The following is a 12835-nucleotide window of genomic DNA, read 5'->3' as shown; positions in this document are numbered from 1 at the left end:
TTTGTTGATATATCTGGGTTTCAGGCGTTTTCAGGCATTTGGTGTATTTCCCTAACCCTGCAAGGGTTTGAGGCTTATTTATTGCTAAAAAATATTTAAGTCCCGTTAGTTTTTCTTCACAGAGTTTGGTCTGATTGTGCCGACTTACTTATTTCTATTTCTTTGAGTAAAAAATCTACTTGTTGCTCTGAAATTTGATTGACTTTTGCCAAAATATGTTTAGCATTTCCCCGTTTAGCTGTTTCAATTTTCTGAAACTGCGGAATTGCAGGTTGCTCAGTCTGTTTTTGACTTAAAGATTCTGCCAAAGAATTTATAGTTGGATATTCAAATAAATCAGATATAGTGATATTTACGTTGAGTCTTTTTTGTAGTTGGCTACGAACCTGAACAATCAGAAGTGAATCGCCACCAAGCTCAAAGAAGTTATCATGAATTCCGATCGTCTCAATCCCCAGAAGTTCTTGCCAAATTTCAGTAAGCGTTTGTTCAGTTTGATTCCTAGGAGTAATATCAGGATTAATCAATGATGTTCGTTGTGGTATTGGTTTCGATACGTTACTCGTCTCCAATACTTGAGGGTCATTATCTTTACCCTTAATTAGAAAATCACGGCTCTGGAGTTCGTAGGTTGATACTATAACCTGAGATAGAGTACTCCCTAAAATTCGTCGAAAAACTTCTATTCCTTCTGTTGGTAATAGTTCTTCCTTGAGAAGTTGTCTGGAAAATCTGTTTGTAGATACTGCTGGTTTTTTAAATAAGCTAGAACTAGCTGAAGACAGAATAGGAGATGGAGTAGGCGACTGGACAGAAGTTGCTTGGGAACTCATTCTGTCTTCTTTGGTTACTAGGTTGCTTAAAGCTTCTTTATCCTCTAGAGATACTACAATCTTGCCAACATGCTTAGTTGCAGCCATGTACTCAAAGGCGCTAACTACAGATTTTATTGGAAAGACTCGATGAGGAAGAGGACTAAAATTGCCATCGTGGAAGTGTTGTATAATTTCATTCCACAGGTGACTAAAGTTGGGGTGTTCTCGGTTTAACGGAGTAGCAAAAAACGATAAGCTTTTCTCAAAAGGTCGCAGACCCAATTGGCTGTTGTTAAGGATATCCCGCACACCAATTTCTAGGAAACGTCCATAAGGTGCGAGAATCGCAAGGCTTTTGGGTATAAATTCTCCCCCTAATGAATTCAAAACCATGTCTACACCCCTGCCATCAGTGCGTTTCATCACTTCGTCAGCAAAAGCCAAAGACCTAGAATCCATGACATGCTCAATGCCTAATGAATGCAGAAACGCCCGTTTTTCTGAGTTACCTGCTGTGGCAAAGATTTCAGCTCCTACCCACTGGGCAATTTGCACCGCAGCCATACCAACACCACCGGCGGCGGCATGAATCAGAATGCTCTCACCTTGGCAAAGTCTACCGACTTTGATCAGAGAATTATAGGCGGTTGCAAAGGCGATCGGAATTGTTGCTGCCTCCTCCATACTAAGATGATCTGGTTTTAGTACAACCCATTTTGCAGAAGTTATTATAAATGGGCTAAAGCATGAATAGCCAAAAGCAATAACTTCATCTCCTACTTGAAAGTCCTTAACACCTTCTCCTAATGCAACTATCTTCCCAGCGCATTCCAAACCAAACTTGATAGGAATATTCGGTGGAACAGCAAGCAGTCCCAGCGCTATAAGTACTTCTTTAAAGTTGAGACCAGCTGCACCAACTGCGATTTCCACCTCCCCATAACCTGGTTTCTGGCGTGTAGTTGGTTCAAATGTTAAGCTATCTAAATTGCCAAAAGAAGAGATTTTTAAACAAAAGTTTTGGCTTTCAGGAATAGGAGCTATTGTTTCGCTTTGAGTGCGAGACTGTTTAGTAGAAAGTATGTCAATGTCTACCTTCTTTAGGGTGAAATCTTCTATTTCCACCAGTTCCGTTCCGTGCTCATCCATAATTGTGATGTTAAATTTCAGGATTTCTTTTCGGGACTGGTGGTTCTCTACATATTTGATGTAACTATAGATTTTTGTAGACAGTGGTCTTTTTATTCTTAACCTTTTGTAGTAAAAAGGTAGATAAGCAGCTCCATCTTTAAATTTGTCAGCCAAGCAACCTACCGCAGTATCTAATAAAGCTGGATGTAAATGATATGTATTTATGTCTGTGGCAAAGACTTCGGGTAGTTCTATGCTAGCTAATCCCTCGTTTATTCCAAGCTTTCCTTGCTTCAAGTTGTTCCATCTAGGGCCAAATTTTATGTATCCTGATTGAGGTTGATGCTCTTTTGTCAAAAGAATTTCCTGCTCATAGCATTTTGCCTCAATTTCTTTGATGTCATATTTTTTTGGCAATTCTGGCTCTAAACAAACTATTTCTCCCCTAGCATGTTCAAGCCATTGCTTTGACGCCAAGTTAGATTGGCTTGTAATCAAAAATTCAAAGCCATCTCCTTGCTTCTTCAGAACTGTACGAACTTCTTTTTCCTCATCATCTGCTACAACTAAAGGTGTCAAGAAATATACTTCTCGAATTTCAATCGTTTTGTCCTGAGCATGATTTTCAAAAGCTGCTCTGGCTATTTCTAAATAGGCTGTTCCTGGAAGTGTCGCTTGCCCTCCAATCCGATGTTCATCCAGAATCCAATGTTTATTTACACTTAAATGAGAAATGTATATCTCCTGCTTTGAACCCTCAACTATACATTGGTCAAATAAAGGGTGGGTGACTTTTTTGGATTGACGAGTTTGGGAAATCTCTGAAGTTTTAGATCGTTGCACAGCAGCTTCTGCTGCCATCCCCACTTCCTGCCAAGCACACCAGTCAATGGATACGGTAAATATGCCATCTCGGTTAGTTTTATGATGAGCAAAGGCGTCAAGAAAGGCATTTGCACCAACATAGTCTACTTGCCCAAATCCCCCTAGTATGCCAGTACGTGCTGAACATAAAACAAAGAAATCTAGCTGAACATCCTTGAGGATACTATCAATAACCAGAGTACCTTTGACTTTAGGTGCTAAAATACTTTCTGCCATTTCCGGTGTTTTTCGCTGAATCACGCCGCCACCAGCAACCCCTGCTGCATGAATCACACCATTGAGTTGACCAAATTGCTCTTGTGCTTGAGCGATCGCTTGTTGCATTTGTTCAGAGTTGGCGACATCAGCAGCGATCACTAAAACTTCTGCGCCCAGTTGTTCAAGTTCCTGCACTTTCCGAATCTTACGACTGATTATGTCTTGCTCATCGTGACTGGTCAACCATTGTTCCCATTCGTTTTTAGCAGGAAAAGCTGAGCGTCCAGTCAAAATCAGTTTAGTGCCAGTACCAGCTAAATGTTGAGCCAGCACAAGTCCAATACCTCCGAGTCCACCTGTAATTAGATAAACTCCTCCTTGGCGTAATCTTGGTGTTTCTAGCGGCGATTCATCCAATCGCATCGGCTCAAAGTTTTGCACCCAACGATGAAAACCACGGTAAGCAACCACTCGCTCATAAGTATGAGTTTGTAGTTCAACAAGCAATTGGTCTACGAGTTTTTGCTCATTCCAGTTAACAGATTCAGGAATAACAACATCAACGCTACGACAGTTAATGTTTGGGTATTCTTGAGGAATCACCCTAACAGGCCCAAGTAAAGTAGCTTTTTCTGGACACAGTAACTCATCGCCTGCTACTTCCTGCATATTGTTGGAGACAACAATGATTTGCAGTTCATCAGTAAAATTCTTTCCAAGTGCTTGTGCGAGAAAAAGCAGACTGTAAAATCCTGTTTCTTGAGTGTCAGCTGTTTCCAGTCTTAATGTGGTTTCAAGAGGTGTCACGCTCCATAAGTGAGCGATCGTTGTTGGGAACTTGTTTTGTGCTAGAAGTTCATTCAGCAGAGTTTCGTAGTCATGACTTTGTTGAGGATTGATAGTGTATCTGCGATCATTGAGCTTAGAAAATTCTGACCCAATCTTTACAGCAATCACATCTTGCGCCTCAAGTTCGAGTCGTTTCACCAGTTCTTCACCCAAGCCGCACTCATCAATAAACACAAGAGTGCAGGATAAAACTCGATTTTCACTTGCTTGACTAGTAGATAGTGGGGCAATACGGTTTGGATAAGCTGGGGCGGAAAGAGAGTTCTTGTTGAGTAATTCTTCACTCCCCCTGCTTCCCCTACTTACCTCAACAGATAACTTTGTTAGCTGAACCATATTAGGTAGTAGGGAGCGTTTCCAGGATGGAATGTAGAACCAGTTTGCTATTTCCGGGTTTTTGTGTGGAGTTATCAGTAAAGTATTTACATCTGTCTGGATAGTTTTTGTTTGTTTTTCGGGTTCAATCCAGTAACGCTGACGCTCAAAGGGATAGGTCGGCAAAGGCAGGCGATGGGGGTGCTGATCAGTATAGAATCCCGACCAATCCACCTGTACTCCAGTCAGCCATAGCTGACCTAACGTATTTAACAAGAATGCTACATCTGAGCCGGATTCTTGGGGATGGCGTAACGAAGTTAATATAACTTGTTCAGCCGCTTTATCTGGATATCGCCTAGCTAATGTAGTCAACGTTCGCCCTGGGCCAACTTCCAACAAAATTCGCTGCGGCTGTTGCAGTAACTCAGCAACTCCCTCAACAAAGCGTACTGTTTGCCGTAGATGCTTGGCCCAATAACTGGGATTAATTGCCTCTGCGGCGGTAATCCATGTGCCAGTCACATTAGATATAAAAGGAATTTGCGGAGCCTTCAGGTTAATTTTTTTCACCTGTGCCGTGAACGGCCCAATGATTGAGTCCATCATTTGGGAATGAAAGGCATGGGAAGTATGCAGACGACGACAGTCAATTCCTTGCTCAGTCAATTTGTTGTACAATCGGGCGATCGCCGACCTCGATCCTGAAACCACACACAAAGACCGCCCATTGATTGCAGCTAGGGCAAGTTCTTCGTTTAGTAAAGATTGTACTTCCTTCTCTGGTAGAGGTACAGCTAGCATATCGCCAGCAGGCATCTGCTGCATCAGTTGTCCACGAACTGCTACCAATGTTAGTGCATCTTCTAGAGAGAACACGCCAGCAAGGGTTGCAGCTACATATTCTCCGATACTATGACCAATCATCGCAGAAGGAATTACTCCCCAAGCTATCCATAGCTTTGCTAGTGCATACTCAATCACAAACAGCGCACTTTGGGTGATATAAGTCTGTTTCAACTGTTGTGCTGCCGCTTGAACTTGGCTAGCAGGAGGGTATAGTAACGTGCGTAGATCTAGCTCTAAGCGAGATTCAAGGAACTGACAGCAATAATCAACCTGTTCCTGAAAAATTCTCTCACTCTGATACAGTTCTCGACCCATCTCTATATACTGGGAACCCTGACCAGGAAACATAAACACCACTTTTCTTACAGATGTTTCTTGGTAGTGGGTGAGAACTTGTTGTGAATCTTTTGTCTCTAAAACTTTAACTGCATCATCAAAGTTTTGACAAACTACTATCCGCCGATGGTTAAAAGCCCTGCGACCTAGCCCAAGAGTGTAAGCCACATCAGCTAACTTGAGATCAGGATGCTGTTTGAGGTGATTAGCCAGATTTACTGTAGCTGATAAGAGTGCCGATGCCGTTTTCGCAGAAAGAACTAACAGCTGATATCCTCTCCCCTGCCCCCTGCTCCCTGCCCTCTGCCTCTCCACAGGGGCTTCCTCCAGAATTATATGAGCATTAGTGCCACCAATACCGAAAGAACTAACTCCTGCACGTCTAGGGTGTCCGTTTGACTTCCATTCTGAGAGATGATTATTAACATAAAAAGGGCTGTTAGCAAAATCAATCTGGGGATTAGGCTGTTCAAAATGCAAGCTGGGTGGTATTTGCTTGTGTTTGAGTGCAAGAATTGTCTTGATTAAACCAGCAACACCAGCTGCGGTATCCAAATGTCCAATATTTGTCTTTACCGAACCAATGGCGCAGAAAGTCTTTTTCTGAGTTTTGGCGCGAAAAGATTTAGTCAATGCTGTAATTTCAATCGGATCTCCTAAAACTGTGCCAGTACCATGAGCCTCCATATAACTGACCATATCAGGTTCAATTTTGCTGATGGCTAGAGCTTCAGCAATCACTTTGGCTTGACCATCGATACTTGGAGCTGTATAGCCAATTTTGGCTGAACCATCATTATTAATGGCTGAACCTTTGATTACAGCATGAATATAATCTCCATCAGCTAGAGCATCTGCTAATCGTTTTAAAATGACTATACCTACACCATTGCCGCCAACAGTTCCTTGTGCCTTGGTATCAAAGGCGCGGCAGTGGCCATCGGGAGACATAATTCCTCCCTCTTGATATAAATAGCCAGTCTTTTGTAAGCCAGTTACAGAAACTCCACCTGCTAAGACTAGATCGCATTCACGATCTATTAAGCTTTGACATCCTAAATGAACAGCAACTAAGGAACTAGAGCATCCAGTTTGAACAGTAATAGCCGACCCCTTCAGGTCTAATTTATAAGCAACTCTTGTAGTTAGATTATCTGTACGATTATTATGTCTAATTTGGTCTAAACCAACTAGTTTTATCAGTTCACTGTTAGAAAAAAGATTGAATAAAAAATAGCTACTAATACTAGCACTACCGTAAACACTAATCCGACCTTTATAGGTTTTAGAATCATAACCAGCACTTTCCAGAGCCTCCCATGCTGTCTCCAAAAACAGACGGTGCTGTGGGTCCATTATTTCTGCTGTTTTGGGAGAGTAATCAAAGAATGAAGCATCAAATAATTCTATATCTTCCAATGCAGCATTTGCTTTGACATAATTAGGGTCGTTCAGTACAGTTGCATCTATTCCTATAGATTCTAGTTCTCTGTCTGAAAAAAATGAAATTGCTTCCAAACCATCTTTGAGATTCTGCCAAAAATCATTAAGATTTCTGGCTTTAGGAAACCGTCCAGACATACCGACAATAGCTATGTCTAAATCGCTTATTTGATTTTGTGTTTCTAAGCCATTCATCTTGGTAATCTCCTCCTTGATGATTTACATTCGTGAAAAATCGGTTATTTTCCTACCCATTTTTTAATGTGAGTTCGATAAACTTCAAACTTTGAAACCATTACCTAGCCTATTGTCTGTCAGATAGCTGTTCTGAAAAAAGCTTGAGTTTATTGAGAATAAAATCACTAACTCCGGAATTGATCAATTATTGACATTATTCTCAACTAATGTTTGAGGGTTTATTTCAGTCTTAGCTTCAACAACCTTTTATTTATAAAGCTTCTAGCCTCTAGAATCCGTCGAACTTACGTATTTTTTGTTCAAATAATTTTCTCTGTACTGCGCTCTTAATTGCCTTGCAGTAGTGCGACTTATTGCTCGTTGATTGCTTTCCTCAAAAGAGAATGTTTCAGGCGATTTTTGTGTTAAATATTTAGCTAATGAGCTAATGGTTGGATATTCAAATAAATTAATAACTGATATTTCTTGAGGAAAAACTTCTCGCAGTTTGGTGTGAATTTGAATCAGAAGTAATGAATGACCACCGAGATCAAAGAAATTATCATGAATGCCCACCTTTTCAAGCTGAAGCATCTGTTGCCAAATATTAGCGATCGCTTGCTTTACTTCAGTTTGTGATGGCTCATAAGTTACTGTTAATTCTGGGCAATTACCATTTAATTCTGGAAGCGCACTCCAGTTCATTTTACCATTAGGTGTCAGTGGCAGAGCTTTTAACATGATGAAAGTTGCAGGCATCATGTATTCCGGTAGTTTTTCTCTGAGAAATCTTTGCAGTTCGTTAACACTAAGTTTTTGTGTCGGAACAATGTAGGCTACTAAAAATTTATTGCCATCATCTTCTCGAACTGAAACTACAGCCTGCTGCACTTGCAGGTGTTGACAAAGTATAATTTCAATTTCTCCTAATTCAATACGGAAGCCTCTAATTTTTACTTGGCGATCAATTCGTCCAATAAACTCAATGTTGCCATCGGGTAAATAACGTGCTACATCCCCAGTTTTATATAATCTACTTCCTCCTGCCTCTTCAAAAGAATTGGGAATAAACTGTGCTGCTGTTAAATCAGGTTGATTCAGATAACCCCTAGCTAATCCCGCACCGCTGATGTATAATTCACCCGGTACGCCAATCGGTACGGGTTGCAGTTGTTCGTCTAACAAATAAATTTGCATATTGGCAAGTGGACGACCAAGGGGTACTGTCAGTGCATGATTAATTTGCCGATCAACTGCAAAGGTAGTCACCCCGACGGTAGCTTCTGTAGGGCCGTAGTGATTGAAAATTAAGCAAGATGGTGCTTGCTGCTGAATTTGTTCGATCAATTGCCAACTTGCAGCTTCGCCACCCAGAATCAATTGCTGGCGGGGCAAGATGGAATCAGATGGTGCAGCTGCAAGAAGAGTGGCAAGGTGAGAAGGGACAATTTTCAGACAGTCGATAGGATGTGTGCGGCAGTATTTTACCAAGGCTGCTGAGTCAGTAACACACTCGGCAGATAATATATGCAGACATCCACCAGTACAAAGAGCTGCAAAGATGCCAGTATTACCTAAGTCCGCAGCTAAGGTGGAAACAGTAGCGAAGTTGGTTGTGGTTGATAAATCTAACCTCTGGATAATCGCGTTAACGTAATTTAGCAGTTGTCGATGTTCTGTTGCTACTCCTTTGGGTTTACCAGTAGAACCGGAGGTGAATAAAACATAAACTAAATTTTCAGTTGTGACTTCACTGCTGGGATTTTCATCTTTGTGTTGAGCAATAATATCCCAATCTGTATCTAAGCAGACTATCTGTGCTGTGTGCGTCGGTAAAGCATCTACTAATCGCTGTTGTGTCAAGATTACTGGTATTTGAGCATCCTGCAATCGGCTGGCAAAACCCTCCTTGGGTAAAGTTGGATCTAGCGGTAAATAGGCTCCACCAGCCTTGAGAATGCCCAAAAGTCCAATAATCATCAAAAGCGATCGCTCTGTGCAAAGTCCCACTAAAACTTCCGGCTTGACTCCTTGCTGCTGTAAATAGTCAGCAAGTTGATTGGCTTTACTATTCAACTGTACATAGGTTAATTGCTGGTTTTCAAAGACAACAGCAATTTTATTTGGTGTTTTTTGTACTTGTGCTGCAAATAGTTGATGAATACATATATCTTGTATATTATCAATATTTCTTTGGTTAAATTCAACTAATAGTTGTTGGCGCTCGCTTAAGCTAAGAATTTCTGATTGACTGATTTTATTTTCTGGATTAGCAGTTACATTGTTTAATAAAGTTTGAAACTGTCTAGCTAAACGCTCTATAGCATCTGCTTTGAAGCAACTAATATCGTAGTAAAATTCTGTAATTAAAGAATGCTTGCGTTGAGTACAAGTAAGTTTTATTTTAAATTTTTCAATACAACTATAATATTGCTCTAGAGAAAATGATACGTCTCTAGCAACAAGTTTTTCTGGTAGTTCTTCAAACTCGAAACCGATGGAGAAAGCTAACTTATCGTGATTTTCTATTAATTCTGGTACAAAATAATCTTGCCATACTGCATTAGCTTCTATAGTTTGATTAGCTAGTTCTAAAACTTCTCTAAAGCATAAATCTGGTGTCAAATAACTTTTAATTGGCAACCAAATAGCAACCAGTCCTAATAAGTTTTGTAGTTTTTCATACTTTCGGCGATTACAAGCCATGCCGATAATAATTTCTGACTGTTTTGTAAGTCGCCAAATGAGTATTTGCCAACAGGTTAGTAATACAATTGCAGTAGATGTCTGATATTTTTGGGCTAAAGTTTCAATTTCGGCTGTTAGCTTCGGAGTTATCCCTAAGTGGAAACAGTTGATCTCAAACTTTGATTTCTTTAATAAATCTTTCTCAAAAGGTAATTTTAATGTAGTGCTCGCAGAAAGTTTTTGTTTGTGCCAGTATTGATTAACCGCTTCTATATCGTCTTCTTGGAGTAATTGATTTTGCCATTCTGAGAATTGTAGGTATTGAATAACTTCATTAGATAATTCCTGTTTTTGTAGACAAATTTCATATGATTGACTAATTTCATTAACTAGATTTTTAATTGTCCAGTTATCTGCACAAATCGCGGGCAATGATACAAGTAAAGTATATAATTTTTGTGACAGCTTCAGTAAAGACAAACGTAATATCGAACCTTGCTCGAAGTTAAAGGCTAGATGCCTTGCTGACTGAAAAAGCTCCTCAATTTTGTTTAACTGTTCTTGCTGATGATAATTGCTTAAATCAATCTTTTGCCACAAAGGGAAACTGATATCAGCAACAACCATAATAGGAATCTTTACACTAGGCAGACAACAAAAATTTGTCCGCAGAATTTCATGTTTCTTGACAACTTTTTGTAATGCTGCTTCTAAAACATTTGTTTGGAGATTCCCTTCTATTAAGAAAGCACCTTGAGTTAAGTAAGCAGAACTATTTTGCTGTAACAACCAAAGGCGTTTTTGATGAGGAGAAAGTTTAAAGCCGTTATTAGTGTCTGTTTTCATTTATTTCCTCCTAATATTGTAATAAAGCGCTATTTGGTTTTACATCATTTCTCTTATTGTCACTACGATTTTAGGTTTTACTAAATAAGGATAGCGTCCATGTGCAACAAGCATATTATCTAGCATAAGAATGTCTCCTTGTTGCCAATAGAAGCTAATCTTTGTCTGTTGATAAACTTCATTAATTTCTGCAATAACTGAATCTTCTATAGGTGTTTCGTCACCATAATAAACATTGCGCAGTAGCTTTTGAGCGCTTCAGTCAGCTTTTTAGACAGATCTATAGAATGCTTTGCACCTTGATAAGTCTGGACTGTTGGTCGCGGACGGTCTGTGGGCAGTTAGTTGCAGAACAGGAGCATTATCGAGTTGTTGTTCCCAGTAGGAAAGCTGAGTTTTTAGTAATTCTCCTTGGAGCCATCGCTGCTGCCAATAGACAAATCTGTATATTGAATGGATAGTTCTGGTAGCGAAGGTCTTCCAGTCAAGAAGGCGTTGTAGTGTGCTGCTATCTCCTGAATAAATACCATTTTGTTATTCTTGATTTTCGGTAGAAATTGAATTGCTCTCATATGCAATAAAGCTATTTGCAAAGCCTGAATTTTGCGTCGTCAACAAACAATCTCCTGCTATTTCTCCCAGATTGGTTGCACAAATATTTATTTTAATAATTGTTTCATCATTTGAATTACTTGCAGAATATTTATACTTTACATAGCAAAAGTCAAGAAAAAGTCAAGATTTGATTTTCGACATTAGTGATTTTTACAACCATTCCCCTGGCACTTTTGGGCTGGAGTTCAGGTTTAAGACTTTATTTCCTAACAGAAACTAAAATTTATAGACAAAAAGTGGAAACTAAAGCCACGTAAACATTTGAGCGATTAAATGGGAGCATCCCATTTTTGCAGAAATACCGAGTCACCAGTGTAGTATGGGGATAAGACAATACTGACTGAAAGTATGCCATGACTCCTGAAGAAAAAGAACGGTTACAAGCAGCAGTAAAAGAAATCGCGGCAATTCTGTATAAAAATACATCAGCGTCTGAGTTGCAAACTTTGCAAGGAATCGAAAAAACAGTGCGCTCGCAAATGGTGGAACACATCAGCTCGAAAATCGCCTTTTTTTATCGAACAAACAATAGGCACAAATAAAGGAAGATCCAGACAAATCAAAAGTTGTGTAGGGCATTTGCCAATCACACAAAAACAAGCACAAAAATTAGGTTTGGAGCCCAGAACCCACTTGAGTCCAGTATTAGAGAAATGTAGCTTACGACTTTGTGCTAATGAGTCCTACCAAAATGCGGAGTTAGAACTGGAAGCATTAACGGGTATAAAAATGGGACACAGCACGTTACACAGGCTAGTAAATAGACAAAATCTGCCACAGCCATAGGCTTTACAAGCAGTAAAAGAAGTAAGTGTGGATGGGGGTAAGGTACGATTGCAAACGTCAAAAGGTCAAGAATGTGAGTGGCGCGATTATAAAGCAGCACGCTTAGGTGGAATTTATTATGGTGCTTTTTTTAGAGACCATCAATCTCTCTTGGATTGGGTTAACTCACAAAGGCTGGTTAACCCAAAGCGTGTATTTGGGGGATGGACATGATGGTGTGTGGAAATTATTTACTGAAATTGGCAGTTCTTCAACCCGACTTGAGATACTTGATTGGTATCATTTACGAGAAAATCCCTATAAAGTTGGCGACTATTAATTCATACTCTGTGAGAATTTATTTAACAATTTCATAGTCACTAGAGTTTTTTTTACTTGTTCTAACATACTTGAAGGTAACAATTCTTTTCACAGGGGGAACCAATAGTTAAAAGTGTCATTGGCTATGGTCTCACTAACTCCAAATTGGATACCCAGCAATTGAAATGTAGTCAAATGTCTTAGATAAATTAAAGTTAATATTATCTGCTTTTCCATAGACAGCTTCACTTTCTGACCTCCACCTCTCTTAATAATTCTTATTTTTTGTTTTTCGGCTATCAACTTTTGATTATCTGTGTTCAGTGCGTTTGGAATTAGCTGCTGTAATTAGTCATATTTTAGACCTACTAAGCACTGTGCTTGCTCTGGATTGTTCTCGATGTGCTCTAGTATGTTAGCCATTTTTGTGTACTAAAAAGCTCATTTTATATTCTTTTATTACGAAAAAACTATTTAGGAGATGTCTATTAGTAATCGAATAGATAGTTTAACCTGAGTTCGGGATAAGGAAAGGAGCAGGTAGTAAGCTGAAAATAGCGTTAAATCCAGCACCTGCCCTATGTTTAGTTTAGAAGCATTAT

The 12835-nt window shown here is 39.6% G+C and carries 4 protein-coding genes and 3 pseudogenes; 1 reads left to right on the top strand and 6 read right to left on the bottom strand.

Features of this window, described 5'->3' with window-relative positions; genetic code table 11:
* Positions 1 to 116 precede the first annotated feature (116 nt).
* From V7K89_RS35905 to V7K89_RS15020, 5 genes and pseudogenes are all read right to left on the bottom strand, one after another.
* Positions 117 to 2720, bottom strand: a pseudogene (locus V7K89_RS35905) (zinc-binding dehydrogenase); the annotation flags it as partial.
* Positions 2721 to 2816: 96 nt separating this feature from the next.
* Positions 2817 to 7016 (bottom strand): annotated as a pseudogene (locus V7K89_RS15035) (type I polyketide synthase); the annotation flags it as partial.
* Between the two features lie 264 nt (positions 7017 to 7280).
* Positions 7281 to 10532, bottom strand: coding sequence for a non-ribosomal peptide synthetase (locus V7K89_RS15030; RefSeq protein ID WP_335188355.1), 3252 nt, complete (start codon positions 10530 to 10532; stop codon positions 7281 to 7283).
* A gap of 39 nt (positions 10533 to 10571) precedes the next feature.
* Positions 10572 to 10775, bottom strand: a complete 204-nt coding sequence (locus tag V7K89_RS15025; protein ID WP_335188513.1) for a TauD/TfdA family dioxygenase — start codon at positions 10773 to 10775, stop codon at positions 10572 to 10574.
* 155 nt (positions 10776 to 10930) lie between these two features.
* On the bottom strand, positions 10931 to 11062 hold the full coding sequence (locus V7K89_RS15020; protein WP_335188353.1) for a hypothetical protein: 132 nt from the start codon (positions 11060 to 11062) through the stop codon (positions 10931 to 10933).
* Between the two features lie 438 nt (positions 11063 to 11500).
* On the opposite strand from V7K89_RS15020, the pseudogene V7K89_RS15015 reads away from it, so the two are divergent.
* Positions 11501 to 12243 (top strand): annotated as a pseudogene (locus V7K89_RS15015) (ISKra4 family transposase); the annotation flags it as partial.
* 98 nt (positions 12244 to 12341) lie between these two features.
* Here V7K89_RS15015 and V7K89_RS15010 read toward each other — a convergent pair.
* On the bottom strand, positions 12342 to 12470 hold the full coding sequence (locus V7K89_RS15010) for a helix-turn-helix domain-containing protein (RefSeq protein WP_335188511.1): 129 nt from the start codon (positions 12468 to 12470) through the stop codon (positions 12342 to 12344).
* Positions 12471 to 12835: the final 365 nt, after the last annotated feature.

The sequence above is a fragment of the Nostoc sp. genome, assembly GCF_036917515.1.
Lineage (GTDB): Bacteria > Cyanobacteriota > Cyanobacteriia > Cyanobacteriales > Nostocaceae > Nostoc.
The sequence above is the reverse complement of the archived record's forward strand: the minus strand, read 5'-3'. Positions and strand labels throughout refer to the sequence as shown.